General features: G+C 35.3%; 24 protein-coding genes. 18 read left to right on the top strand and 6 right to left on the bottom strand.

All coding sequences use genetic code 11. The features are described from left to right. The first annotated feature begins 20 nt into the window (after positions 1-20). Positions 21-842, top strand: a complete 822-nt coding sequence (locus tag ACQ76T_RS13770; protein WP_431343879.1) for a class I SAM-dependent methyltransferase — start codon at positions 21-23, stop codon at positions 840-842. A gap of 1,619 nt (positions 843-2,461) precedes the next feature. Here ACQ76T_RS13770 and ACQ76T_RS13765 read toward each other — a convergent pair. Further along, positions 2,462-3,652: a phosphoglycerate kinase gene (locus tag ACQ76T_RS13765; protein ID WP_431343878.1), complete on the bottom strand. Its 1,191-nt coding sequence runs from the start codon at positions 3,650-3,652 to the stop codon at positions 2,462-2,464. A 647-nt stretch (positions 3,653-4,299) separates the two neighbouring features. On the opposite strand from ACQ76T_RS13765, the gene rpiB reads away from it, so the two are divergent. The 8 genes from rpiB to tsaB all read left to right on the top strand — a co-directional run bounded on the left by rpiB (position 4,300) and on the right by tsaB (position 12,061). Beyond that, positions 4,300-4,734, top strand: a complete 435-nt coding sequence (gene rpiB / locus ACQ76T_RS13760) for a ribose 5-phosphate isomerase B (RefSeq protein WP_422695400.1) — start codon at positions 4,300-4,302, stop codon at positions 4,732-4,734. 486 nt (positions 4,735-5,220) lie between these two features. After that, complete coding sequence (gene rnr, locus ACQ76T_RS13755) at positions 5,221-7,374, top strand: ribonuclease R (protein ID WP_431343877.1); 2,154 nt, start codon at positions 5,221-5,223, stop codon at positions 7,372-7,374. A gap of 241 nt (positions 7,375-7,615) precedes the next feature. Further along, positions 7,616-8,302, top strand: coding sequence for a LysE family translocator (locus tag ACQ76T_RS13750; RefSeq protein WP_422695398.1), 687 nt, complete (start codon positions 7,616-7,618; stop codon positions 8,300-8,302). Then, positions 8,299-9,228, top strand: coding sequence for a S66 peptidase family protein (locus tag ACQ76T_RS13745; RefSeq protein WP_431343876.1), 930 nt, complete (start codon positions 8,299-8,301; stop codon positions 9,226-9,228). The genes ACQ76T_RS13750 and ACQ76T_RS13745 overlap by 4 nt, the downstream gene beginning before the upstream one ends. Positions 9,229-9,262: 34 nt before the next feature. After that, positions 9,263-9,634, top strand: coding sequence for a YraN family protein (locus tag ACQ76T_RS13740; RefSeq protein ID WP_431343875.1), 372 nt, complete (start codon positions 9,263-9,265; stop codon positions 9,632-9,634). Between the two features lie 2 nt (positions 9,635-9,636). After that, positions 9,637-10,464, top strand: a complete 828-nt coding sequence (locus ACQ76T_RS13735) for a hypothetical protein (protein ID WP_431343874.1) — start codon at positions 9,637-9,639, stop codon at positions 10,462-10,464. Between the two features lie 81 nt (positions 10,465-10,545). Continuing rightward, positions 10,546-11,295: an SDR family NAD(P)-dependent oxidoreductase gene (locus ACQ76T_RS13730; protein ID WP_431343873.1), complete on the top strand. Its 750-nt coding sequence runs from the start codon at positions 10,546-10,548 to the stop codon at positions 11,293-11,295. 85 nt (positions 11,296-11,380) lie between these two features. Further along, entirely contained in the window at positions 11,381-12,061 is a 681-nt protein-coding gene (tsaB, locus tag ACQ76T_RS13725) for a tRNA (adenosine(37)-N6)-threonylcarbamoyltransferase complex dimerization subunit type 1 TsaB (protein ID WP_431343872.1), read from the top strand. An 18-nt stretch (positions 12,062-12,079) separates the two neighbouring features. Here the strand turns inward: tsaB and ACQ76T_RS13720 are convergent, their stop codons facing one another. The 4 genes from ACQ76T_RS13720 to ACQ76T_RS13705 form a co-directional block, all read right to left on the bottom strand. Continuing rightward, positions 12,080-14,677 (bottom strand): tetratricopeptide repeat protein, encoded by a 2,598-nt coding sequence (locus ACQ76T_RS13720; RefSeq protein ID WP_431343871.1) that lies wholly within the window; start codon positions 14,675-14,677, stop codon positions 12,080-12,082. Positions 14,678-14,824: 147 nt separating this feature from the next. Next, the gene (locus tag ACQ76T_RS13715) at positions 14,825-15,388 is read right to left on the bottom strand and encodes a Maf family protein (protein WP_431343870.1); all 564 of its coding nucleotides are present in this window, start codon (positions 15,386-15,388) and stop codon (positions 14,825-14,827) included. Between the two features lie 8 nt (positions 15,389-15,396). Next, complete coding sequence (locus ACQ76T_RS13710; protein ID WP_431343869.1) at positions 15,397-15,915, bottom strand: KdsC family phosphatase; 519 nt, start codon at positions 15,913-15,915, stop codon at positions 15,397-15,399. After that, complete coding sequence (locus tag ACQ76T_RS13705; protein ID WP_431343868.1) at positions 15,905-16,654, bottom strand: Rossmann-like and DUF2520 domain-containing protein; 750 nt, start codon at positions 16,652-16,654, stop codon at positions 15,905-15,907. The genes ACQ76T_RS13710 and ACQ76T_RS13705 overlap by 11 nt, the downstream gene beginning before the upstream one ends. A gap of 181 nt (positions 16,655-16,835) precedes the next feature. On the opposite strand from ACQ76T_RS13705, the gene ACQ76T_RS13700 reads away from it, so the two are divergent. The 7 genes from ACQ76T_RS13700 to ACQ76T_RS13670 all read left to right on the top strand — a co-directional run bounded on the left by ACQ76T_RS13700 (position 16,836) and on the right by ACQ76T_RS13670 (position 23,286). Beyond that, on the top strand, positions 16,836-17,387 hold the full coding sequence (locus tag ACQ76T_RS13700) for an RNA polymerase sigma factor (protein ID WP_431343867.1): 552 nt from the start codon (positions 16,836-16,838) through the stop codon (positions 17,385-17,387). A 17-nt stretch (positions 17,388-17,404) separates the two neighbouring features. Then, a complete protein-coding gene (locus ACQ76T_RS13695) occupies positions 17,405-17,947 on the top strand; it encodes a hypothetical protein (RefSeq protein WP_431343866.1) in 543 nt (180 codons plus the stop codon). A gap of 4 nt (positions 17,948-17,951) precedes the next feature. Continuing rightward, positions 17,952-18,461, top strand: coding sequence for a hypothetical protein (locus ACQ76T_RS13690; RefSeq protein ID WP_431343865.1), 510 nt, complete (start codon positions 17,952-17,954; stop codon positions 18,459-18,461). Positions 18,462-18,557: 96 nt separating this feature from the next. Next, entirely contained in the window at positions 18,558-19,595 is a 1,038-nt protein-coding gene (locus ACQ76T_RS13685) for a hypothetical protein (protein WP_431343864.1), read from the top strand. Between the two features lie 140 nt (positions 19,596-19,735). Further along, positions 19,736-21,532, top strand: coding sequence for a translation elongation factor 4 (gene lepA / locus ACQ76T_RS13680; protein WP_068941220.1), 1,797 nt, complete (start codon positions 19,736-19,738; stop codon positions 21,530-21,532). A 146-nt stretch (positions 21,533-21,678) separates the two neighbouring features. After that, positions 21,679-22,134: a T9SS type A sorting domain-containing protein gene (locus ACQ76T_RS13675; RefSeq protein ID WP_431343863.1), complete on the top strand. Its 456-nt coding sequence runs from the start codon at positions 21,679-21,681 to the stop codon at positions 22,132-22,134. A gap of 9 nt (positions 22,135-22,143) precedes the next feature. Then, entirely contained in the window at positions 22,144-23,286 is a 1,143-nt protein-coding gene (locus ACQ76T_RS13670; protein ID WP_431343862.1) for a hypothetical protein, read from the top strand. Positions 23,287-23,320: 34 nt separating this feature from the next. Here ACQ76T_RS13670 and ACQ76T_RS13665 read toward each other — a convergent pair whose 3' ends face one another. After that, positions 23,321-23,965, bottom strand: coding sequence for a DUF1579 domain-containing protein (locus tag ACQ76T_RS13665; protein WP_431343861.1), 645 nt, complete (start codon positions 23,963-23,965; stop codon positions 23,321-23,323). Between the two features lie 122 nt (positions 23,966-24,087). On the opposite strand from ACQ76T_RS13665, the gene ACQ76T_RS13660 reads away from it, so the two are divergent. Beyond that, positions 24,088-24,783 (top strand): NrtR DNA-binding winged helix domain-containing protein, encoded by a 696-nt coding sequence (locus ACQ76T_RS13660; RefSeq protein ID WP_431343860.1) that lies wholly within the window; start codon positions 24,088-24,090, stop codon positions 24,781-24,783. A 321-nt stretch (positions 24,784-25,104) separates the two neighbouring features. Then, positions 25,105-25,647 (top strand): NADAR family protein, encoded by a 543-nt coding sequence (locus ACQ76T_RS13655; protein ID WP_431343859.1) that lies wholly within the window; start codon positions 25,105-25,107, stop codon positions 25,645-25,647. The last annotated feature ends 19 nt before the right edge of the window (positions 25,648-25,666 follow it).

Raw genomic sequence — 25,666 nt, 5'->3', positions numbered from 1 at the left:
TATAAAAGATAACGATTCCAATGAAAATAAAAGATCATTTTCTTTCACAGGAAATATTCGAAATTAAAGAGACAGAAACAAAAGGTGTATTCAAAACCACTCCTATTCCATCCAACATTTCCAAATACTACGAAAGCGAAGATTATATTTCTCATCACCAGGATTCCGGAAGCCTCAAAGAAAAGCTTTACAAATTTCTCCAGTCTTTCAATCTTCAGTATAAAAAGAATATTCTGGTTGATAGAATTAAAAAGAAATCAAAAGTTCTGGACTACGGATGTGGCGCCGGAGAATTTGTAAAATATATAGAAAATGATTTTGAAACTTTCGGTTTCGAACCAGACGCAGATGCAAGAAAAGCTGCCGAAGGAAAAATAACAAAAGCAAAAATCCTGGACGATATCCATAAGATTAAAGACAGCAGCTTAGATGCAATTACCTTATGGCACGTTTTTGAGCATATAGAAAATCAAAATGAAATGCTCAGTATCTTTCATGAAAAATTAAAGGAAAAGGGACTTCTCGTTATAGCAGTTCCCAACCCCACTTCATACGATGCGAAACATTATAAAGAATATTGGGCTGCCTACGATGTACCTAGACACATCTATCACTTTTCTAAAAATGGAATGGAAAATTTAATTTCTAAAAATCCAGATTGGAAAATGAGAAAGATTAAACCTTTGGTCCTTGATTCATACTATATCTCGATGTTGAGCGAAAAATATAAAAAATCACCTCTATTTTGGCTAAAAGCGACCATCTACGGAACAATTTCAAACGTAAAAGCCCTTTTTTCAAACGAATTTTCAAGTTTGATATACATTATCGAAAAAAGATAGAAAATAGATTTTTAAGGCATTTCTGAAGGTCAATTTTAACCATTCTTTCATCAAAAAACTAAAAACTCAGGAAATATTCTCCTGAGTTTTTCTATTTAAAAACATTTAGTCAATCCAAATTTGATTACTTTAGATATTCGATCATTAAAAAATACAAAACCACTCCCCTACCCTTTCATTAAAGAATCATGGATAAAAATTTCTTAATGAGAAAAAGCAAGATTAAAGTTTTACTTGAAATATAGAAATTACAAATTGATAGCAAAGTCTCAAAAAAAAAAATATTCTCAATAAGTAAAAAGTAACAATAAAGTTTAGTTCTCTATACGTCCATCCAATTTCTCGCAAACCCGAAAAATTCTATCCAACTAATCAACAACAAATATTTCGGAGAAATAATTTTCAATGAAGAAAATACAGAACCTTCAATGTAAGCTCAGAAAAAGGAAATTGTAGAAATAATCAAGAAATCCCTTAAAAACGTCAATATCAAAAGTAAATTCTTTCATAAACAGGCTATTTAAAGCCTTATTATGATTTTACATACCGACGTTCGAAAAAATTAAGTTATTTGATTTTTACTACCATTCTTAAAGCCGTTTTTTAGCGATTTCGAAGAAAATTCGAACTTAGGCGAAATTTTAAAAATTTCCCTGCTCTCCCCTACTCTCTCTAAGATTTAAAATAGAAAAATGAAATTTTTAAAATATAATCCAACCGATATATGACATTTTAAAAATAAAATAATTCACTCTAGTTTCAAAAAATCAAAAAATTCCAACAATTGTATTTTTTTACTCCAACCTATCAATTTTCACAAAAAAAATATTTTCAAACTTCAAAAATTAGGTCTACCGCAAAATAAGTATTATAAGTGACTGATTATTAGAAAATAAACCCAAGTCATACTTCTATCAATAAAAAGAAATACCATATAAAAAGTTTTAAAATTTAATATAAAAGATAGCTAAAATTTTGAAAATAAACAACTTAAAACACTATCACTAATGTGTGAATAAAAATTTTAAGTTATCTTAAAATAAAAAGAGATTCAAAGTGAGTAAAAACTTCATGCATTTAAAATATCAGTTTCATATTCAAAAAATACAAACTACTACATAAATATAGAATTTCAGTAATTAAGAAAATCTAAAGCAATATCAGAAAAAATCTACAGAAGCAAAACTCCTCTCTTCATCAAAAAAATAGAAAAGCTAAAAGAAATCTAATAGATCCTTCAGAAATTTGAAGATCATATGCAATAAAAAACTGACTTATCTGAGTCATTATGAGGCTTGGAAAAAACAGAATTTAAGTATTGAATTATATGCAAAAATCAAAAAAAAATAAGCTGATTTGTGAAAATATATAAGCCCAATAATACCAAAAAAGAAGCGAGGTTTACAGATCAAATTAGAAATTTAAACTTAGAAAAAAGATCATTTTAAATGAATAAAAATATAAAGTTCATGAAATGAATAAGCTATTCAAACTATAACCTGAAGTTATATCTAAATTCTAATAAAACCATGATGGATACAGGTATTTTTAATACAATTATAAGAACAAAAAAACCTGCTAATAATATTAGCAGGTTTGGAAATTATTTAATTTTTATCTTAATTATTGATTGCTGCTACACCTGGCAGTTCAAGTCCTTCAAGACTTTCAAGCATTGCTCCACCTCCCGTAGAAACATAGCTTACCTGGTCAGCATATCCGAACTGCTTAACAAAAGCAACACTGTCACCACCTCCTACTAAAGAAAAAGCTCCTAATCTTGTTGCTTCAGCAATACTTTCTCCAAGAGCAACAGTTCCTCCTGAGAAGTTAGACATTTCAAAAACTCCAATCGGTCCGTTCCAAAGAATCGTTCTGGAATTTAAAAGAACATCATTAAACTGGTCTCTGGATTTATGTCCCGCATCTAATCCCATCCATCCTTCAGGAATAGCATAGATATCTGCCTCTTTTCTTTCAACATCATTACTGAAGCTTTCAGCAATAATAACATCAGAAGGAAGATATACTTTTACTTTATGTTCTTTTGCTTTTCCAAGGATCTCAAGAGCTAAAGGAAGTTTGTCTTCTTCTACTAATGAAGTACCGATCTTACCACCAAGCGCCTTAATAAAAGTAAATGCCATTCCTCCACCAATGATCAAATTATCTACAGCAGGAAGAATATTCTCTATAATGGTAATTTTAGTTGAAACTTTAGATCCTCCCAGTATAGCTGTAACTGGTCTTTCTCCACTCTTCAATACTTTATCGATAGCCTGAAGTTCTTTAGCCATCAATAAACCGAAATATTTAGTTGATGGGAAATATTTTGCAATGACAGCGGTTGAGGCATGCGCTCTGTGTGCGGTTCCAAATGCGTCGTTCACATAAGCATCCCCTAATTTAGAAAGCTGCTCAGCAAAACCTTCATCTCCTTTTTCCTCTTCATTATGAAAACGTACATTCTCCAACAATAAGATCTCTCCCGGTTTCAACTCAGAAGCAGCTTTTTCAGCCTTTTCACCAATACATTCATCTACAAACTTCACTTCTTTCCCCAAAACGTTAGAAACCTCTCCTAAGATATGTTTAAGAGAAAACTCGTCCTTAGCTTCTCCCTTTGGTCTTCCAAGGTGAGTCATTAGAATTACAGAACCACCATCATTAAGGATTTTTTCCACTGTAGGTTTCACCGCAACTATTCTGGTATTATCTGCCACATTCAGTTGATCATCCTGTGGAACATTGAAATCCACCCTTACCAGAGCCTTCTTGTCTTTAAAATTGAAATCATTGATTGTTTTCATACGTAGATTTATTTGTTTTTCTGAACTCATTGGCAACCGCCAGGCTTAACCTCCTGATTCATTTCCAGCAAATTTCGGCAAGGTCGATTCCATAGATTTCATTGAATTTTCGTTTCACAAATGTAAGGTTTTAAACTTTTTCAACAGATTGATTAAAATAAAAGTTTTCAAAAACTTTCCCCGAACCCAATCACCCATTAATCAACAATTTTTTCTCTTAAATAAAAAAAAAGAATGTAGTTGTTGTTATGTATTGTTAGTAACGGGGATAAGTTTTAGGTTAAAAGTTGATCATACTCAACTCCTACTCAATTCATATTTAACTCACAATATAAGTATCTGTAAACCCGCTATTTCACACACTTATTCACAATTGTTGATAAGTTTGAGAAAAAACTATTATTAGTTATTTTTCTATGGAGAATTCTGGGGATAGCTGAAGAAAACATCTGGAAAGTTGTGGTGAGAACTTTCAGAAATATTTTCTAATACGAAATAAATGGATGTTTGAAAATAGAAAGTTGGTAAAAGTTTTCCACACTTATTAACATACCTTTTCACAATTAACCCACGGTTTACTAACACGAATTGTTATTATCCTTACCTTTGTCATGAAATAAAATCTAAAAAAGCTTAATAAGAGTATTATGAAAAGAAAAATTGCTATCGCAGCGGACCATGCAGGGTATGAATATAAGGAGATTGTTAAAAACTACCTTTCAGAACGTTTTGAGGTTCAAGATTTTGGCACGTTTTCCACAAACAGTGTGGATTATCCGGACTTTGTACACCCTGCCGCAACTTCTGTGGAAAACGGAGAAAATGAGCTGGGTATTTTGATCTGCGGAAGCGGAAACGGGGTTCAGATCACTGCCAACAAACATCAGAAGATCAGATGCGCGCTTTGCTGGATGCCGGAGATTGCAGTACTCGCAAGACAGCATAATGATGCGAACATGATTTCAATGCCGGCAAGGTTTATATCCAAAGAACTGGCAATTGAAATTGTAGATAAGTTTCTCTCTACAGATTTTGAAGGAGGAAGACACCAGAACAGGGTTGATAAAATTGCTGTTTGCTAAATATACTAAGGCCTGTAATTTGATTGCAGGCCTTATTTATTTTTTATTCGTACATTTGCAGAGTTCAATAGAAACTAAATTCTATACTTCTCCTCAACCTTGATAATATTTAAAAGATATTTTATAGAAGGTTTTTCTCTTTTCTTTTCTGGAATTGTATTAAATTTATACAAAACTAAAGCTTCCGTTATAAAAGTATAATTTGAAAATTAAGTTGAATTAAACATTCAGTTTTGATTAAAAAAGATATCTGCGGTATTGATAGGTGTTAAGCTTTTCCAGGATCAATAAGCAGCAGATAAATAAATAAGAAATAGAATAAAAATCCTGATCATAATTACCTAGATTTGTTATCTAATGTAGAATAAGGTAAGCACTGGTCCGGCTTGAAATAAAAGACCAATTATTTTGAAATGAAGAAATCCCTTATTAAAGGAAATTCTCCTATTCAGAGTAGTATAATGTAAGTAATTAAAAAAAATTAACATGCCAAAAAAAAGAAAATATATAAGTCATAAAAATGATTTAAAGATGATGGAGATCGGTAGACTGATTCTCCGTTTCATGAATGCAAATTCATCAAAAATATATAACTATAAGCAGATCGCTGACGGAATAGATTATAAAAATCCAAGACAGAGAGAACTTGTTATCCAGGCTCTTCATAAGCTTCAGGGTTCTGAAAAGATCAAAGAAGTGGAAAGAGGGAAATATATTGTCAACCTAAAAATTGCCGGAACACTTACCGGAATTATAGATTTCAACCAAAGCGGAAACGCCTATGTAAAAGTGGAAGGATTGGAAGATGATGTGTTCGTTCACGCCAAAAATGTGAAGGATTCTTTGCAGGGAGATAAGGTTCTTATTATAACTTATCATTATAAAGGAAAGAAACTGGAAGGGTCGGTTTTGGAAGTTTTGGAAAGAAACAGAACTGAGTTTGTAGGAACTTTTCAGAAGGTTGCCCATAAGGATTTTGGGTTTGTCGTTTGTGATAAAAAATCAATCAATACAGATATCTTTATTCCAAAAGGAAAATTCAACGATGCTGAAGATGGAGATAAGGTAATTGTGAAAATGACCGAGTGGAGACCGGGTGATAAAAATCCTGAAGGAGAAATTATTCAGGTATTAGGAGCTCCGGGTGAACACGAGACCGAAATTCACTCTATCCTTGCCGAATACGGCTTACCTTATGAATTTCCACAGGAAGTGGAACTTGACGCAGATAAAATTGACAGAAGTATTACGGACGAAGAAGTAGCTAAACGTTGGGATATGCGTGGAATTTGCACCTTTACGATTGATCCTAAGGATGCCAAAGACTTCGATGATGCCCTTTCCATAAGAAAACTGGAAAACGGACACTGGGAAATTGGTGTTCACATTGCAGATGTATCTCATTATGTAGTTCCCGGAACTATGCTTGATGATGAAGCATACCAAAGAGCGACTTCAGTATATCTTGTAGACAGGGTTGTTCCGATGTTGCCGGAGGTATTGAGTAACGATGTTTGTTCTCTTCGTCCCCATGAAGATAAATATACTTTTTCTGCAGTTTTTGAACTGAACGATCAGGCTGAAATTCAGAAACAGTGGTTTGGAAGAACGGTAATTCATTCCGACAGAAGATTTACGTATGAAGAGGCTCAGGAACGCATAGAAACCGGTGAGGGAGATCTGGCTGAAGAAATCAATGTTCTTGATAAACTGGCGAAAATTCTGCGTCATGAACGTATCAGAAAAGGAGCTATTACATTTGACAGAAGCGAAGTGAGGTTCAATCTTGATGAAAATAATGAGCCTATTGGTGTATATTTTAAAATAAGTAAAGATTCCAACCACCTGATTGAAGAATTTATGCTTTTAGCCAACAAGAAAGTATCAGAATTTGTATCGCTTAGCAGAAAAGGTGAAATCACTAACAATACATTTATCTACAGAGTTCACGATGATCCGGATCCGGCAAAATTAGAGTCATTAAGAGACTTTGTATCTACTTTCGGATATAAAATGGATCTTGCCAATACCAAAAAGGTCGCAGAATCTTTAAATAAACTTCTTCATGATGTGAAAGGAAAAGGCGAAGAAAATATGATCGAAACTCTTGCGATGAGAAGTATGAGCAAAGCGGTGTACTCTACAGAACCTATCGGACACTATGGTTTAGGTTTTGACTACTACAGCCACTTCACCTCTCCTATCCGTCGTTACCCGGATTTGCTTGCTCACCGTCTTCTGCAGCATTATCTGGACGGAGGAAAATCTCCAAACAGACCGGAGCTTGAAGAAAAAGCAAAACATTGCAGCGCCATGGAAAGATTGGCTGCGGATGCCGAAAGAGATTCCATCAAATACATGCAGGTGAAATTTATGGAAAAACACCTTGGTGAAACATTTACTGGAGTAATTTCCGGAGTCGCAGAATTTGGATTTTGGGTAGAAATTCCTGAAAATGGTGCAGAAGGTTTAATTAAACTGAGAGATCTTGTAGATGATTCTTACATGTATGATGCGAAAACGCATGCAGTATACGGAATAAGACATGGAAACAAATACCAGTTGGGAGATCAGGTTCAGATCAAAGTGGTAAAAGCTAATCTTATCCAAAAGCAGTTGGACTTTAAGATCGTAGAATAATCATTGTTCTCAAAGACCGATTCATAAAATAATCAAAGGCTGTTTTTCTAGTAAAGCAGCCTTTTGTTTTTCCTCTGAAAATTTTCCTGATCTTTTTATTTTTCTACTTTCTTTAAAAGAATCTGGATTAAACTCTGATTAAAATACACTTGATAAATGACATCTTTATTGAATAATTAAATCATAAAGTCTAACTTTGTATTAAACGGAATGAATTTTTTTCATTTTAAAACATCACTTAATGCTTGAACTTGTACTATCTGCCATTATACTAGGATTCATGTTGAGTCTGGTTTTTATAGGGCCTATATTTTTTCTGCTCATTGAAACCAGCTTTTCCAGAGGGCCAAAGCATGCCCTTTCTTTGGATCTTGGTGTGATTACAGCAGATTTATTATGTATCGTGGCGGCCTATTATGCCAGTACAGATATTGTTACTTTAATTGATAAACATCCGGGGTTTTACAGGATCACCTCTATTCTTATTTTTATTTATGGGATTGTGATGCTGGTTACCAAAACCAAGATGCATATGCCCGGCGAAGAGAAGATTATTGGTCAAAATTATATTAAAACATTTTTCAATGGCTTTTTCTTCAACCTTTTGAATGTAGGAGTTATCCTTTTCTGGCTGGTAACGGTAATTTCCGTAAGGAATCAATATCCGGACACCAGCAGTTTCATTTTATATATAGGAATTGTATTGGCCACTTACCTATCGATTGATCTTGCCAAAATATTTCTGGCTAAACAGTTTCACGATAAACTTACTCAGAAACTCGCCAATCAGATCAGGAGGGTTGTAGGGGTAATTCTTATTGTTTTCAGTTTCTTTATCTTCCTGCAGAGTTTCAAAAAATTCAACCAGTTTGACAGACAACTGGAAGAAGCAGAGAAAAAAGAAGTCAAATACCAAAAAACAAAATGAAAAAAAATATCTTTCCAAAAGCCCTTAAAAAAGGAGCCAAAATAGCTGTTATTTCCCCTGCCGGAGCTGTAGATAGCTCTCAGTTGCAAAACGGGATAGAAATGATTAAAAGTAGAGGATTTGAACCTGTTTTAGGTGAACATCTTTATACCAAATATTCAAACGGGTACAATTACGCCGGAACAGAAAAGGAAAGAATAAAAGATATCAACTGGGCTTTGAATGATAAAGAAATCAGTGCTGTATGGGCTTCCCGAGGAGGTTACGGATGCCAGCACCTTATTCAGCATTTAAAGCTTAAAAATTTTACAGACGATCCGAAGTGGTATATCGGTTATTCCGACAATACGGTGATACAGAGTTATCTGTTGAAAAAAGGTTTCGTTTCGATCCACGGACAGACCATAAAAACATCAAGTTTTGGCGTTACTGATGAAAGCTATGATCTGATCTTTGATATTCTAAAAGGGAAAATGCCTAAATATGGTTTAAAAGCTCATCAATTGAATAAAGGAGGAAATATTGAAGGTGAGTTGATTGGAGGAAATTTAGCCCTTATCTATGCCCTTTTGGGGACCAAATACTCCTTTGATTTCAGAGACAAAATATTATTTATCGAGGATATCGGTGAAAACTTTTATGCGCTGGACCGTATGATTATGAGTCTTGAGCTTGCCGGGGTCTTTACGAAGATCAAAGGACTTATTGTAGGAGGAATGACCAATATGGGTGATGAAAAGGAAAATAAAAATTACGAGGAAAGCTTTGATGAATTTGCTTATAAACTGATCTCAGACAGAATTTCAAAGTACAAATTTCCTGTAATTTTCGGTTTCCCGAATGGTCATATTAAGGATAACAGACCCCTTTTAATCGGAGGAAATGTTAAAATGAAAGTAGGTTCTAAAGTAAAACTTGATTTTTAAACCCTCCTATTTCTAAATTCTACAACAAAAAGAAATGGCACATCATAACGAATTTGGAATAATAGCAGAAGACTTAGCCGTTAAACATTTAAAACAAAACGGTTATACCATTCTTGTCAGGAACTTTCGGTTCCAGAAAGCGGAGATAGACATCATTGCCGAAAAAGATAATCTGATAATCGTTGTGGAGGTGAAAGCCAGGTCCACCGATTTTTTTATTCTTCCACAGGAAGCGGTTACCAAAACAAAAATAAGATCTATTGTTTCGGCAGCCAATCATTACCTGGAAAAATTCAACAGAAATAATGAAGTAAGATTTGATATTATTTCCGTTCTTCCCGATAAAAACAAAACCTTAATTATTGACCATATCAAAGATGCGTTTCAGGCCTTTGATGCAAATTGATCATGCAGGATATAGATTGGAAAACTATGTATTCAGGGGTTGTATATGTGGCAAAGCACTATCCACTGATGATTATTTTATACATCCTTTTGTGCGTTATTCTAGGAATGGGTGTCAGCATAATTCTGGCATTTATTTTTAGAAAGTATAAAGTGATCTCCCGGGAACAGAAATACTATAACTGGGCTGTTAAACTCTACCTCCCTACCCTATTGATCATCAATATTATTTTCTCCCTTAAAATAGGTCTTTTCTGGGGCTGCTATGAAGCGCTTAAAAATGACAGTTATAATCTCTCTTCGCAGGTTTATCATACCAGTTCATCTCTTATTTTTGAAAATGAGCATTCTAAAAAAGAATTTATTGGCGATCTGAGGTCGATAGTGACAGAATTAAGCCACAATAACCAAAATATAAAAGTTCAGGTAAAAGATATTGTGAAAGCGTATGATACAAAATACCAGGTTATAGATCGACCTAAGAACTGGCTTGTTTCCCTTTTTATAGAAAAATACGGAGATAAAATTCATACCCTTATTGTCTACGGAATGCTCAATTCAGTTCCTCACATCAATATATCAGAAAGTATTTCCTACAAAGAATTTGATAAGATAACAAATCAGCTGGCAATGCTCGATTCTCAAGATATTGAAAGTTCGCTTGTGCAGAAAATTCAGAATTTGTTTCTGATTGTTTTAAAATCACAGTTTAAAACCATTGTCAAGGGAATGTTAATGATTTGGGGGCTGCTCATGTTTATCCCCTGGATTGAGGTAAGTATTTATAAATTTGTAATGAAAAGAAAACGCAGTAAAGCTATAATCAAGTAAAAGTATAACAATGTATCTGCTCCTTTTTCCTTAAAAATTGGGCATTGAGATACCTTATATTGAAATAAATAATTGAATTGTATGAAAACAATATTAATCACCGGAGCAACTTCCGGAATAGGTAAGGCTACAGCAGAAATTCTGGCTAAACAGGGAAACCGAATCATCATCTGCGGAAGAAGGGCTGAAGCATTGGAATCTGTAAAAACGGAACTGTCTCAATTTACCGAAATGTTTAGTTTAATGTTCGACGTAAGATCTCTTGAAGAGGTTGAAACGGCTATTAATTCCCTTCCTGAAAACTGGAAAGACATTGATGTTCTGATCAATAATGCTGGAAATGCACATGGCTTAGATCCACTGTCTGAAGGTAAGACGGACGACTGGGATTCTATGATTGACGGTAATGTAAAAGGTCTTCTCTATGTTTCTAAAGTAATCATCCCTATTATGAAAACTAAAAATTTAGGTCATATTGTAAATCTTAGTTCTGTAGCTGCAAGGCAAACCTATGCCAATGGAGTAGTGTACTGTGCTACCAAGAAAGCAGTCGATGTAATTTCGGAAGGAATGAGACTCGAGCTGACAGAATTTGGGATCAAGGTAACAAACATTCAGCCGGGAGCCGTGGAAACAGATTTCTCACTGGTAAGATTCAAAGGGGATAGTGGAAAAGCAGCAACGGTATATGCGGGATATGAGCCCTTAAAAGCGGAAGATATTGCGGATGCTATTGCCTATTGCATTAATGCTCCTAAACATGTAACTGTTTCGGATATGACAATTTATCCAAGTGCACAGTCTGAGCCGAGAACAATTTACAGAAAGTAGTCTCAAAATAAAGGAGTAAATTTGCAGAATGTTGTAAAGCCGTTTTTGCTTTTTACAACATATCGTTTAGATTAAAAATAAAAAAATGAAAATTCTATACCTGGAAACCTCTTCAAAGAACTGTTCAGTAGCCGTATCGGACAATGAGAAATTACTGTGTCTGTGTGAAGAAGTTTCCGAAAATTATAAACAGTCTGAAAGTCTTCATACATATGTAGAATGGGCTCTGGAAGGGGCGGGGATTTCTCTAAAGGAAATAGAAGCCGTGTGTCTGGGTAAAGGACCCGGTTCATATACTGGGCTAAGGATTGGTGCAGCTTCTGCAAAAGGGTTCTGCTATGGACTGAAAGTACCTTTCATTGCTGTGAATTCTCTTGAAAGCATGATAGAGCCTTTTTTAGGCCAAAACTATGACTTGATAGTTCCATTGATCGATGCGAGGAGAATGGAGGTTTATACAGCCGTTTATGATGGTAATACGGGAGAAGAGTTATCTGCTACGGAAGCTAAAATCTTAGATGAGACTTCTTTTGAAGAATTTAAGAGCAAAAAAGTTGTTTTTGTAGGGGATGGAGCCAAGAAGGCGAAAGATATTTTAAACCTTCCTGATGCAGATTTTAAAGAAGATGTTTATCCTTCCGCACAATATCTCATCAAAAAAGCATTAGCTAAAATAGATAAAGAAGAATTTGAAGATATGGCTTATTTTGAGCCTTTTTACCTGAAAGATTTTCATGGAGTAAAGAAAAAGAAAAGCGAAGAATAAATCTTCGCTTTTTTTATTTTATTGTGGTTTGTCCGGCATTTGTGATGAAGGTCTTCTGCCACTTTGATTATTATTGGTAGGAGGCTGTTTGTTGCCTTGTTTCAGTCCCTGTTGGATGTTGAGCGATGAATTGGGTGAAGAGTTATTCATCATCTGAGATGAAGGACTAGTATTTTGGATATTGCTATTTTGAATGTTATTATTTTGAGGATTATTAAGCTGTCCGTTATCTACATTCATGGCCTGTTGTGGTACAGCATTTCCTTTATTGTCTGTCGCCTGGAAGCTAAGGTCACTTTTCAGGTAATTCAGCATTTCTTTGGCTCTTGCTCCTTCCGGGGTTTTAGAATAATTCAGGGCTATTTGCTCAAGCTGTAGTATCATCACTTCTTTCCCGCTTGATTTTCCGGAATTAAAAGCATTCAGAAGGTACAGTTTAGGAACCAATGCGTCTTTCGGGAATTTCTCAATAGTTTGGTCTATGATCTGTTTACTTTCTCCAAATTTTTCCGATTCAAATAAAGCATAGGCCTTTTTGTATTCGTTCTCAACGTCTTCTGTAGATTTTACGAATGTTTTATTTTTAGGATTTCTGGCGAATTCAGCATAAGACGTATAAGGGTAATCTTTCAGAAGTATCTGTTTTGCTTTTTCTGAAGCCTGAGGATTTTTCTCATAATTCATCGCAAAAATTTCATACAATGCCTGAAGCATTACTTTTTCTTCCGGTTTTACCTCTACAAGATCATAAAGCGTTTTAGTTGCTAGGGGAGTATTGGTAAAATAGTTCTGATACATAATTCCCAAACCTAATGAAGCGGTGTCTCTATCTTTTTTCAGCTGGCTTAGTTTACCTTGGTCTGTAGGAATCTGTTCGATATAGAAAGCAGGCTCAAAACGTCTTGGATTAGGTGCAGATGTTACTCCCATAGCGTCATTCTTCATGTCTTCAAGAGTCGCCATTTTTTTGGATGAACGCCAGTTATCTGCCAGAGCTCTGTCTCCCCAGATCTGTTTAAACGAAGAAGTTCCTTTACTTACAGTTCCTACATTATTGAAGTAAAAACCTTTTGTAGTTACGCCAAAATCCTCGAAAGAACTGGAGCTGTTAGCAAACACAGAATTGGCACTGTAATCTCCGGTATCAAATCCTTTGCTTCTTTCTGCCTGTCTTCTGAGCTGTTCTTCTTTTTCTTCCTTAATCTTTAGTTTGGCAATATGTTTTGAGAAAAAATCGGTCTTTTGAGCATCACTCATCTTGGCAAGAGAAAGAACACTGTCATTCTTTCTGATAAGATAATAATTTTTGGAGATCTTCTTAATGTACTCAGACTGATCTTTCAACAAAATTTTTGAGGGCTCATAAGTCATCACCGCCAGAGCGGAATCATAATAACTTCCGGCACCGATATAATCGTTTCTTTCAAGATAACTTTTTCCTATTTCGTAATAGGCGAGACCACGTACCTGAGGATCTGAAACCTTTTCAAACAATGACTTTCTGAAAAACTGCTGTGCTTCCTCTTTTTTTCCTGCCTTATTGGCCATCAGTCCTAAAGCATAGTAAAATTCATTCTTTCTGGAGCCATACATTCCTTTTTTACTGATGCTTTCCAGATAATTTTTGGCACCATTATAATCTCCTTTACCGTTAAAAGTTTTCGCAATGGCAATTTGAGATTTTACTTCAAATTCAAAGTCGCTGGCATATTTGTATGCCGCAGTATAGCTTTCTCTTGCCTTATCATTTTGGCCCAGATTCTCTAAAACCTGACCCCTCAAATAAGCGATTCTGCTTTTAAGTTTACTGTTGCTGTTCAGCTCATAAGCTTCATCAAGTTCCTTTGCTGCTTCCTCTTTTTTACCAGCATCCAGAAGAGATTCAGAATAATAAATACTTAATAATTTAGCATAAGTTTTACTGATTTTCTCACCTTTCAGCTTAGCATAAGTCTCATGAGCTCTGTGATAATCTTTGATTTTGTCATAAGCCAATCCCTGATAAATCCTTGCCAGTGCAATTCTTTTATCGTCTTTCATATGAGTGAACACATAGTTCAAAGCATCCAGGGCTTCCACAGATTTGTTGCGGTAAATTCTGGATTGGGCAAGAATCATGTAGGCATCAAAGATCTGTTTATTTTTTTCTTCTCCATTTCTGATTACGGAGTATTTATTAATTGCTTTTAAAGCTTTGGCTTCCGCAATCTCTAGGGTAGTAGCTCCTTTGGAAGGCATACCGTTTTGATTATTAGGATCATTTCCCGGTCCGCCAGACATATTGGGAATACCCTGGCTGCCTCTTCCTGAAGGTCTGTTGGCTACCTCTGCCATTTTCATGGAGTTTTCTGCAAAAGCTTCAGTCTGGCCAAGGTCGCTTCCTAATGGCTGTTCTTCATACGTAAGAATAGGGATGTAAGGAGCATAAAAATTATCTTTATGGCTTTTATCTCGGGTCGTAAACTCGCTGTTTAGTGCATCTTTAGCATTAAACAGGGTGTTGTAATATGTGGAAAATCCTTTCAATAGTTTTGAACGCTGCTCCGGCTTTTTGGTTTTAGTAGCACAGGAAGCAACAAGGCAAATCACTAAAAGGAACAAAATATTCTTTTTCATTATTCAATTATAACTCGCTAATATGCTTTTTATTATCAACAGTTTGATGATTTTGTAAAAATAATAAAATTTTATAATGAATAATATTTATATTTCTTCAGGAAAGATTTTATTTCTTAGCGATGAGAGGGAGAAAGTTCTTTACTTTTAAATGTTGGGAATTTCTTTCAGAATTCTATAAACCAGGTGAGTAGGAAGTCCCATAATAGTATAAAAACTTCCTTTCATATTTTTAATTTTTGCCATTCCCAACCATTCCTGAATACCATAACTTCCGGCTTTGTCGAAAGGTTTGTACTTCTGGACATAAAATTTTATTTCCTCATCTGTAATGGTATCGAATGTGACATCCGCAACATCCGTTTCGGTGAATGTTTTATCGGAGGTTTTGATGGTAATTCCGGTATACACCTGATGGGTTTTTCCTGAAAGATTCTGAAGCATTTCATAAGCATGAGCTTCATCTTTAGGCTTTCCAAGGATCTGATTGTTGATGGCAACCACGGTATCAGCGGTTAATAAAACTTCACCGGCTTGCAGAGGTCTGAAAGTATTGGCTTTTAATTCAGATAAATAGGCGGCGGCAGATGGTATGGTAATATCTTTGGGAAGAATTTCCTCACAGTCTATTTTTACCACTTCAAATTCAAACCCAAGGCTGGATAAGAGCTCTTTTCTTCTTGGTGATTGTGATGCTAAAAGTAATTTCATAAGAGAATTTATACAGATTGGGTATTATCTTCATGCCAGTTTCCCTGCACTTTCATCACTTGCTCAATAACGTCACGTACTGCTCCGGTTCCTCCTTTTTTAGGCGAAATATAATCAGCAATCCCTTTTACTTCAGGAACCGCATTTTCAGGGCAGGCAGCAATGGCAGAACTTTCCATGATACGGATATCCGGAAGATCGTCACCCATGGTCAGGATCTCTTCATTTTTAAGGTTGTATTTTTTCTTAAAGTCTTCAAAATCCTCTATTTTGTTGTGTGATTTTGGATAATAATCCTGAATTCCCAGATAATTGATTCTGTGTTTTACCATTTCATCATTTCCACCGGTAATTACTCCAATCAAATAATTGTTTTTTAATGCTTTAACTACAGCATAACCATCCAGTACGTTCATTACTCTGCACATATTTCCTCCTGGAAGAAGATAAACACTTCCGTCAGTGAAAACTCCGTCTACATCAAATACAAACGCTTTAATATCTTTTAATTTCTCTTTATAACTCATACATTTCCTGAATAGAGTGATTCATTGTTTTATAAATTTCAAGACTTTCGTCTTTTAATAACTGCTCGTGCAACTGTAATATTCTTAGATCGTTTCTTACGGCTGGTCCGGTTTGGGCAGCTTTAGGTTCAATTTCATAGATTTTTTTAACCGTTTCATCAATTAATGGCAGAAAATAATCAAATGGAATTTCCTGAGAATCCGAAATTTCTTTAGCCCTTGAAAAAAGATGGTTCACAAAGTTACAGGCAAAAACTGCTGTAAGATGAATGTATTTTCTTTTTTCATGGCTGCTTTCCATTACATTTTCTGAAATAGCAGAAGCCAGTTTAAAAAGCGTTTTTTTGTCTTCTTCGTTTTCTGTTTCAATGAAGAACGGTATTTTTTCATACTCCAGTTCTTTGGATCTGGAAAATGTTTGCAAAGGGTAGAAGCTGGCTTTTCTGTAATCTCCGGCAAGAACTTCTTTTGGAAGTGATCCGGAAGTATGGGCAACCAAAACGTTTTTTTTAGCGATAATCTTTGAAACTTCCTCCACAGAGTTGTCACTTACACAGATGATGTAAAGATCTGCATCTTCCAAGTGACGGGTAGAGTAGGGTACTTTTAATTCTTCAGAAATTTTACTCAATTCCCGTTCGTTCCTTCCAAAAATCTGGGCCAGGGAAATGCCTTTCTGTGTGAAAGCTTTTGCCATATGATAGGCTACATTTCCGGAACCGATAATTACAATTTGCATCTAACAAATATAAGATTTTAAGCTGAGCCGGGAAAGTAACATAAGAATAGAAAGCCGGAAGTTCAGTATAGGCACGTTTATTGCGTAAGTGTCTCATATTATTTTAAATATTTATCTGAAAATTGAATAATTAATTTAACTTTCAGTTATTTTTGTAATCCAAAACAGTGAAAGGCATCTTATGAAGATTAAGGACGCGGAGATTATTTCGTTGATGCAAAATCCACGGACCCAGGATAAAGGTGTCCGGGCCTTGATGGATGCCTATCAAAGCAGATTGTACTGGCACATAAGAAGAATTATTGTGGACGGAGATCTTGCACAGGATACTTTGCAGGAAACTTTTATTAAAGCTTACCAGAATTTTCATCAGTTCAAAAATGATAGTCAGTTGTATACCTGGCTGTACAGAATTGCTACCAACGAAGCTCTACAGCAGGTGAACAAAATGAACAAAATGAAGAAAACCGATGAAGATCCTGAGTATCATATGCAGAATCTCGTTGCCGATAATACAGAAGGTGATGCCGAAGAAATACAGATCTTATTACAGAACGCTATACAAAGCCTGCCCGAAAAGCAGAAACTTGTATTTATGATGCGGTATTATGATGATTTACCTTACGAAGAGATATCCAAAATTGTAGATATGTCTGTAGGAACACTGAAAACCAATTATCATTATGCCAAACAGAAAATAGAAGATTATATTAAAGAAAATTACGAAAGATAATTTTTGACAAAACCGAGATGAAAGAGTTCGACATAGAAAAACTAGAGCGTAAAAACATTTACACAGTGCCTGATAATTTGTTTGAAAATATTCAGGAGAGCGTTATGAATGATATAAAGACAAGCAAACAAGCGCCTGTCTTTAAGATGAACTGGATGTATGCAGCTGCTGCATCGCTGGCTTTGGTCTTTGGAGCAACTTATGTTTTCAATTCCGATAACGATTCCGTCGAAAAGAGACTGAATGATAAACAGGCCTACGCCATTAATAAAGGTGAGCCCAAAACAGAAAGTCAACTTGCGTATGAAACATTGAAAGATGATTTAACTTCTGTTGAAAATAATAATCAAACAGTTGAAAATCAAAAAAATAATACTACCTACGCTTCTAAAAGCGACAATGGAAATGGTAAAACAGCAGAAGTACCCAAAGCGGTAAAAACTGCAACAAAAAAAGAAGATACCAGAATGAATGACTATCTGGACTCGTTTTCTAATTCTGAAATTGCGGAATTAGCAAGTAATTCGACTCAGGACGTTTATTTGGATTTATACAATTAAGAAGATGAAAAAGATATTATTAACGTTTTTGATTATTTATGGTTTCGGCTTAAATGCCCAGAGGTCAGATTATGACTGGAAGAAGATGGACCCTAAACAAAGGAAAGAAGTCATCAACAATCTTTCCCCGGAAGAAAGAAAAGATCTTTTGAAGAAATTCAGAAATAATATGATCATGGATAATCTGAATGTGGATCCAGGGGATAAAGCAGAATTTACTCAGCTTTATAACGAATATCTGGAAAGCCAGAAACAGATAAAAAGCCAGTTTGATCCGGGGTTTGACCCCGAGACTTTAACCGATGACGAAGCCAAAGCCAAACTACAGCAAAGTTTTGAAGTAGGACAGAAATTGTTGGATAACAGAAAAAGATACGCAGATAAAATGCAACAGGTAATTCCCTGCCAAAAAGTTCTGAAGCTGTTTCAGTCTGAAGGAATGATGAGAGATAAAATGAATGAAAGAAAACCTCACGGAAACAATAATGCAACGGGACCTAAGCAGACCCCATAATAGTTTATTTTTTTAATGTTGAACGGCTCTCACAGATCTTTTTGTGAGAGCCGTTTGATGTTGTTGTAAATTTATATTTTTGCCAAAAATTAATTCATGAAAAAATTATTTTTCTTTCTATTGCTGTCGGTCTTATGGTCGGCTCAAAAGACAGAAATAATCGAGCTTAAAGAGAACATCAAAGACAGAAAAGGACTTACAAAATCACTTACCTTTATCGATAACAGATCTGATAAAGCTATAGGAACAATACCTGATAAAAAAGATTCCGTAACGCTTAAATTTGCGAGTGATGATGTAAAGGGACTTTTTGAGAAATGGTTTACTGAAGATAACAAGGTGAGAGGAAATAATGATATTGTCCTGATGCTGGAAGACCTTAAAGTGTATGAAGAACAGGATTCCAACCGTCCATTTCCTTATATAAAGGCCAGAGTTAAGATGTCTAGCTTTATAAAAAGAAACGGCAGATATTACTTTATTGGGCGATATGACAATGTGATTGTTACGAATCCGAAGATCACCGTTCATCCTTCAATTTTCCTGGCCGGAAAAATTTCTGATCTTATGGCAGAATTTATCAAAGCGTCTTATTACCCTTATATTGTGGCAAATTACTTTATTCCTGAGAATGAAATTGGCAGATATAACGAATATCTGAATAAAGATTACAGTGCATTTAGTACTTCCGTTCTTAAAGATGGAGTGTATACCAATTTTCAGAGATTTCGAAGTCAGGAACCCAATCTGGACTATTTTTTGAAAAAGAATAAGAAAGGAAAAGTGGTGGATCTTATCCATAATGGAATGGAAACCTCATTATCCGAAATGTACTGTTATGTAGAAAATGGAAAAGCCTATAAACTTACCCCTGTGGGTTTCGAAGAAATACATAAAAATGATAAAGGATTCTATATTTATTCTTCCAGAACCAACCTTTTTGTAGAGTCCAAAACCGGAGGAGTATTTATAGGTGCTGTAGCCGGAGGTTTGGTAGGAGCACTTATCGGAGCAGCCATTGACGCTTCATCCAATGCCAATGCCGGTGCCATGAATGGAGTTGGGTTTAAATCTACTTTAGAATCAAATGTCTATCTGGATTCTTTAACGGGGGCTTATATTTTTGAAAACTAAAAAAAGTATTCCGGTAGCAGAGAATTTCAAGATTATAATCGGGATATTTCTGAAGAAATTTAAATAAATTAATACAATAAGATAATGAAAGACAATAATCTCTCTCTTTTTTTTATCTTTGCAAATTACAAGATTCTTAAATGAAAAACATACGAAATTTTTGCATAATCGCTCATATCGACCACGGTAAAAGTACCCTGGCAGACCGTCTTTTGGAGTATACAAACACTGTTACCCAAAGAGAACTACAGTCTCAGACGCTTGATGATATGGATTTGGAGAAAGAACGTGGGATTACCATTAAATCTCATGCTATTCAAATGGATTATGAGTATAAAGGCGAAAAATATATTTTAAACCTTATCGATACCCCGGGACACGTTGACTTTTCTTATGAGGTTTCCCGTTCTATTGCAGCTTGTGAAGGAGCACTTCTTATTGTAGATGCCGCACAGAGTATTCAGGCACAGACCATCAGTAACCTGTATCTGGCATTGGAAAATGATTTGACGATCATTCCTATTTTGAATAAAATTGACCTTCCTTCTGCAAACCCTGAAGAAGTAACAGATGAGATTATGAATCTGATCGGTTGCGAATATGAAGATGTATTAAGAGTTTCAGGTAAAACAGGAGAAGGGGTTCACCACCTTTTAGAACAAATCGTAGAAAGAATTCCTGCTCCGGTAGGAAATCCCGATGGTCCGCTTCAGGCTTTGATCTTTGACTCTGTATATAACCCGTTTAGAGGTATTGAGGCTTATTTCAAAGTAGTGAACGGAAGTATTACGAAAAATGAAAAAATTAAGTTCTTTGCTACCGGAAAAGAATATGGAGCGGATGAGGTAGGAACTTTAAAATTGAAGCAGGTTCCCAAGAAAACAATCCAGTGTGGAGATGTTGGTTATCTGGTTTCCGGGATTAAAGATGCCCGTGAGGTAAAAGTAGGAGATACCATTACTTCTTTTGAAAAGCCGGCTGATGGACCTATTGATGGATTTGAGGAAGTGAAGCCAATGGTATTTGCTGGTATTTATCCCATTGATTCTGAGGATTTTGAGGAGTTAAGGTTCTCTCTTGAAAAATTAAGACTGAATGATGCTTCTTTGGTTTTCGAACCGGAAAGTTCTGCAGCACTTGGTTTTGGTTTCCGTTGCGGATTCTTAGGAATGCTTCACATGGAAATTGTTCAGGAACGTCTTGACAGAGAGTTTAATATGAACGTTATTACAACGGTACCAAACGTTTCTTATTTTGGATATACTAAAAAAGAACCGGAGGTTCCGATTTTGATCAACAACCCATCCGAAATGATGGATCCTTCAACAATGGATAGAGTAGAAGAACCTTTCATTAAGGCTTCTATCATTACAAAATCTGATTTCGTAGGAGCTGTAATGACTTTATGTATTGAGAAAAGAGGAGAAATCGTTAACCAGAGTTATTTAACATCAGAAAGAGTTGAATTGATTTTCAATATGCCACTTGCTGAGGTTGTTTTTGACTTCTATGACAGATTAAAATCTATCTCGAAAGGATATGCGTCTTTCGATTACCACCCAATAGGATTCAGAGCTTCCAAGCTTGTAAAAATGGATATCCTGATCAATGGTGATATGGTAGATGCCCTTTCATCTTTGATCCACGACAGCAACGCTTACTATATCGGTAAGAGAATGTGTGAAAAACTTCGTGAGCTGATCCCGAGACAGCAGTTTGATATTGCAGTTCAGGCAGCATTAGGAACGAAAGTTATTGCCAGAGAAACCATCAAGGCATTAAGAAAAGACGTTACTGCAAAATGTTACGGAGGAGATATTTCCAGAAAACGTAAACTATTGGAAAAGCAGAAGGAAGGTAAGAAGAAGATGAAGCAGATCGGGCGTGTGGAAGTACCACAATCAGCATTTATGGCTGTATTAAAGCTAAACGATTAAGAACTAATTATTTACAAATAATAAAAGCCGGAAATTTTCCGGCTTTTATATTAATATTCCCTGTTTATTATTGTCACTTAACATAATATTATATATTTAGAACAGCAATATTTCCTTATGTTATATTTGCTTTAAAATTAATTTCCATGAAAAAACTCTACTTGATGGCAGGGCTTCTTGTCTCTGTCTCAATTTACTCCCAAAGCCTGATGGGAGGAATCAATTCCGGAGGAGTATCCAATGAAAATCTTATGCATACCGTAGGTGAAATTTATGTGATACCTGATAATCCTGATCAGCAAAATTCCGGTACACTTGGAATGCTTTATCAAACTGTTTTAAATGTTTTGGGAGTAAGCGAAATTACTTCAAAGCAAGATAAAGTGAGTGTTTATCCCAACCCTACAGCAGACTATATTACCCTTCAGATTTCCTCAAAAGAAAAACCACGGGAAGTTTCTGTATACGACCTGTCTGGAAAGTTGGTGATGCAGAAAGAGATTAATAGTGACCGTATTGATCTCTCTTCTCTGATTAGCGGAGTGTACCTCCTTACCTTTAAAAACTCAGATATAAAACCAATAAAAATTATTAAGAAATAAACAATTACCATGAAAAAACTATATACTCTACTATTGGCAGTTACAACCGCTTTAGTCTTTGCTCAGGTTCCCCAGGGATTCAGCTATCAGGCTATTGCTTTTAATGCTTCCGGAAATCCTGTATCAAACGGAAATGTATCTGTAAGAATCAGTATTTTAAATGAATCAGTTACAGGAACTAACCTGTATACCGAAACACATTCTAAAGCCACAAATTCAAAAGGATTAATCAATCTAAATATAGGACAGGGTACACCTGTTTCAGGAGCGTTTTCCGGAATTAACTGGGGTGCGAATGCCAAATTCATTAAAGTAGAAATAGATCCTGCGGGTGGAACAAGTTATACTAATGTAGGAACCAATCAGCTAATGAGTGTTCCCTATGCCATGACAGCTTCTAAAGTTGATATCTCTTCTCCCAGCTCTGCTATCGGGGATGATATTAACGAAAGCAAAAGCACCAATTACTTTTATGTAGACAAATATGAAGGTAAAGTCTATGTACTAAGCTCTAAAACGGGAGTATGGTCCTCAAAGGCGTTCAGTGCTACCTATACCAATAACAATATTGTACCTGATATTACTGCAAAAAATGGCAATATCATATTTATAGATGGATATGATGGTAAAGTCCATATTTTTAGTTCCAGATCAGGGAGCTGGTCCACGCAGCCTTATAGCGCTACCTATACCAACAACAATAACATTCCTTCATTATTTTCATTATCCAATGGAAGCACGCTGTTTATTGATAAATTTGATCATAAAGCCTATGTTTTTAATTACACAATCGGAACATGGTCATCGCAGGAGTATAATGTAGGGTACGCCAACAACAATACGATGCCTACTGCAACAGCTTCAGGAAGTAACTTTTCATTTGTAGATAAATATGACCGTAAAGTATATGTTTACAATACCAAAACAATGGAGTGGAAGTCACAACAGTTTAGCGTTACGTATTATAACAATAATTTGAGTACTCCAGATGTGTCTTCTTCTAACGGGAACTTTTCATTTACAGACAGATTTGATCGTAAGGTATATATCTTTAACTCAAGAACAGGAAATTGGATCTCTCAGGAATACAACGTTGGATACTACAACAATAACTACAGTACTCCAAGTACTTTGTGGACTGAAACAAATTAAAATAAAAAACGCTTCTAAGGAAGCGTTTTTTATTTTATTTCTTACGGGTAAATTTTATTTCCATGGTTTTATATTCTTTTCCGGTCTTAGCATCCGGGCCGTACATTTCCAGCTTTTGGTTATTGTCATCAATAAAAGTAAAAACCTCTCTGAAATCGCAATCCTTTCCAGGTCTTGAAGGATCAGTCATTTTTCCTTTAAATTCCACAGATTTTGTGGATGCATTCCAATCACCCTCTCCGTGCATCATTCCGGTTCCCATATTATCAATCCAGGTACTTATAAACTTCTTCTTTGAATTGTCATATCCCACAATACTCATCCCTTCAAAAGGCATTCCCATAAAGTTTCCTTTGTGATTACTGATTTGATAGCGCCCGTTATAAATCATTTTGTTGGTCGCTTCAGATTTACTCATCATAGGTTTTGCTCCGTTTTCCATCCACATGGTGGTTTCTCCCGTCCAGGTTCCATCAGATTTTGCCAACATTTTGTGCATTTCTCCGGGAGTTGAGTACTCCGTCCAGGCTTTCATGGCCGCTGCAGAATCTACAGGCTTCCACTCAGAATTCGCTGCAGTAGAATCTGACTTGTCAGAACCATTCGCAGCGGTTGTTTTTCCTTTTTCACAAGCTGTCAAGAGTACAGCTACAGATAGAATTGAAAGTAAATTTTTCATAATGTTTTAATTTTAAGGTGTTTATAATGGTAAATTAAAGATATGAACTTTTATTATACCTCAAATTATTTTTTATTACATCATAAATTGTAACTTTGCGTATTCGTAACGCAAATAAATTTATGGAGTCTCCAAAAAAATTACAAGATATAAAAGTGGCGGTAGACGCCGTTATTTTCGGGTATTTTGACAAAAAAGATCTTCAGATCCTTTTAATCAAAAGAAATATAGAACCTTTTAAAGGAGGCTGGGCACTTCCCGGAGGCCTGGTTCTTGACGATGAAAACCTCGATGATGCCGTAAGAAGAGAATTGCATGAAGAAGCAGGCATAAAACCCGATTTTTTGGAGCAACTCTATACATTTGGTAATGTGGGTAGAGATCCAAGGAATAGAGTGGTTTCTATTGCTTATTTAGGGCTTGTGAACCCTTCCTATCATGAGCTTTTTGCAGATTCCGATGCGGATGATGCCCAATGGTTCAGTGTCAACAACCTTCCAAAGGTGGCATTTGACCATAAAAACATTATAGATATTGCTTTAAAAAGACTCCGTACCAAAATACAGTATCAGCCGATCGGCTTCAATCTTCTCAATGAAGAATTTCCCTTTTCAGACCTTGAAAATTTATATAAAACCATTGTAGGCCAGGAAATAGACCGAAGAAATTTCCGTAAAAAAATCATGAGCTACGGTTTACTTAACGAAACCAACAACGTTAAAAAAGAAGGTAGCGGAAGACCAGGTAAGCTTTTTACCTTCAACCAGGAAAAATATAAAGAGCTGGAAGAGCAAGGGTTTTATTTCGAAATTAAATAAGATCTTTAAGCACTAATTTCACAAATATTTTGAACAAATAATCACTAATATATACGGGGAAAAGAAAATTATTTAAATAATAAATTAAAGATATATTCAATAGAAACGGGCCTTAGTCCGTTTTTTTTATTACCCGTTCCATCGTATTTACCCGAAACCTATCAAATTTGTGTCCTTTGTGTTAAGAATTTGTGCCCCTCGTGTTTGGAAAAAAAATAGCATTGAAAATCAATCGGTTATATTTATTAGTGTAAAATTAACACAAATAAATTTGGTTGATTAAATGATATTCTTTTAAATTTGTGTAAAAATAACGCAATAATGAAATACACCATCCAAAATAGTATAGAAAGATCTCAGAAGAAAGAAAAAATAAAGTTTCTTTTTTTCTGGGGACATACTACAAAAGATGAGGTTACAAAATCATGCTTTAGTCAATGGTATCCGGGAAAATTTGAAGAGGAGGGCATTATGTACAGAACGGCGGAGCATTATATGATGGCCGGTAAAGCAAAACTCTTTAATGATGTTGAAATGTTGGAAAAAATTTTACAGTCACCAAGCCCAAACCAAGTCAAAAGTCTGGGAAGAAAAGTGAAAAACTTTGATCCTCAGCTTTGGGAAGAGCATAAATATGAGATCGTAAAAAAAGGAAATATTTTGAAATTTTCTCAAAATCAGAAGTTTAAAGATTTTCTTTTGTCTACCGGAGAGAAAATACTTGTAGAAGCGAGTCCTTATGATAAAATATGGGGAATTGGAATGCTGGAAACAGACCGTAGAGCAGAAAATCCACTATTATGGCAGGGAGAAAATCTTTTGGGATTTGCCTTAATGGAAGTAAGAGACGAATTAAGAAGGTAAAAACACAATCACCAAACAC

Origin of the sequence: Chryseobacterium sp. JK1 (assembly GCF_050632815.1) — a bacterium.
Lineage (GTDB): Bacteria > Bacteroidota > Bacteroidia > Flavobacteriales > Weeksellaceae > Chryseobacterium.
This window is presented reverse-complemented; position numbering and strand designations above follow the sequence as displayed.

Excerpts from the sequence above, each read along its gene's own strand:
- ACQ76T_RS13770 (WP_431343879.1), top strand. The coding sequence starts at position 21 with ATGAAAATAAAAGATCATTTTCTTTCACAGGAAATATTCGAAATTAAA.
- ACQ76T_RS13765 (WP_431343878.1), bottom strand. The coding sequence starts at position 3,652 with ATGAAAACAATCAATGATTTCAATTTTAAAGACAAGAAGGCTCTGGTA.
- rpiB (WP_422695400.1), top strand. The coding sequence starts at position 4,300 with ATGAAAAGAAAAATTGCTATCGCAGCGGACCATGCAGGGTATGAATAT.
- rnr (WP_431343877.1), top strand. The coding sequence starts at position 5,221 with ATGCCAAAAAAAAGAAAATATATAAGTCATAAAAATGATTTAAAGATG.
- ACQ76T_RS13750 (WP_422695398.1), top strand. The coding sequence starts at position 7,616 with ATGCTTGAACTTGTACTATCTGCCATTATACTAGGATTCATGTTGAGT.
- ACQ76T_RS13745 (WP_431343876.1), top strand. The coding sequence starts at position 8,299 with ATGAAAAAAAATATCTTTCCAAAAGCCCTTAAAAAAGGAGCCAAAATA.
- ACQ76T_RS13740 (WP_431343875.1), top strand. The coding sequence starts at position 9,263 with ATGGCACATCATAACGAATTTGGAATAATAGCAGAAGACTTAGCCGTT.
- ACQ76T_RS13735 (WP_431343874.1), top strand. The coding sequence starts at position 9,637 with ATGCAGGATATAGATTGGAAAACTATGTATTCAGGGGTTGTATATGTG.
- ACQ76T_RS13730 (WP_431343873.1), top strand. The coding sequence starts at position 10,546 with ATGAAAACAATATTAATCACCGGAGCAACTTCCGGAATAGGTAAGGCT.
- tsaB (WP_431343872.1), top strand. The coding sequence starts at position 11,381 with ATGAAAATTCTATACCTGGAAACCTCTTCAAAGAACTGTTCAGTAGCC.
- ACQ76T_RS13720 (WP_431343871.1), bottom strand. The coding sequence starts at position 14,677 with ATGAAAAAGAATATTTTGTTCCTTTTAGTGATTTGCCTTGTTGCTTCC.
- ACQ76T_RS13715 (WP_431343870.1), bottom strand. The coding sequence starts at position 15,388 with ATGAAATTACTTTTAGCATCACAATCACCAAGAAGAAAAGAGCTCTTA.
- ACQ76T_RS13710 (WP_431343869.1), bottom strand. The coding sequence starts at position 15,915 with ATGAGTTATAAAGAGAAATTAAAAGATATTAAAGCGTTTGTATTTGAT.
- ACQ76T_RS13705 (WP_431343868.1), bottom strand. The coding sequence starts at position 16,654 with ATGCAAATTGTAATTATCGGTTCCGGAAATGTAGCCTATCATATGGCA.
- ACQ76T_RS13700 (WP_431343867.1), top strand. The coding sequence starts at position 16,836 with ATGAAGATTAAGGACGCGGAGATTATTTCGTTGATGCAAAATCCACGG.
- ACQ76T_RS13695 (WP_431343866.1), top strand. The coding sequence starts at position 17,405 with ATGAAAGAGTTCGACATAGAAAAACTAGAGCGTAAAAACATTTACACA.
- ACQ76T_RS13690 (WP_431343865.1), top strand. The coding sequence starts at position 17,952 with ATGAAAAAGATATTATTAACGTTTTTGATTATTTATGGTTTCGGCTTA.
- ACQ76T_RS13685 (WP_431343864.1), top strand. The coding sequence starts at position 18,558 with ATGAAAAAATTATTTTTCTTTCTATTGCTGTCGGTCTTATGGTCGGCT.
- lepA (WP_068941220.1), top strand. The coding sequence starts at position 19,736 with ATGAAAAACATACGAAATTTTTGCATAATCGCTCATATCGACCACGGT.
- ACQ76T_RS13675 (WP_431343863.1), top strand. The coding sequence starts at position 21,679 with ATGAAAAAACTCTACTTGATGGCAGGGCTTCTTGTCTCTGTCTCAATT.
- ACQ76T_RS13670 (WP_431343862.1), top strand. The coding sequence starts at position 22,144 with ATGAAAAAACTATATACTCTACTATTGGCAGTTACAACCGCTTTAGTC.
- ACQ76T_RS13665 (WP_431343861.1), bottom strand. The coding sequence starts at position 23,965 with ATGAAAAATTTACTTTCAATTCTATCTGTAGCTGTACTCTTGACAGCT.
- ACQ76T_RS13660 (WP_431343860.1), top strand. The coding sequence starts at position 24,088 with ATGGAGTCTCCAAAAAAATTACAAGATATAAAAGTGGCGGTAGACGCC.
- ACQ76T_RS13655 (WP_431343859.1), top strand. The coding sequence starts at position 25,105 with ATGAAATACACCATCCAAAATAGTATAGAAAGATCTCAGAAGAAAGAA.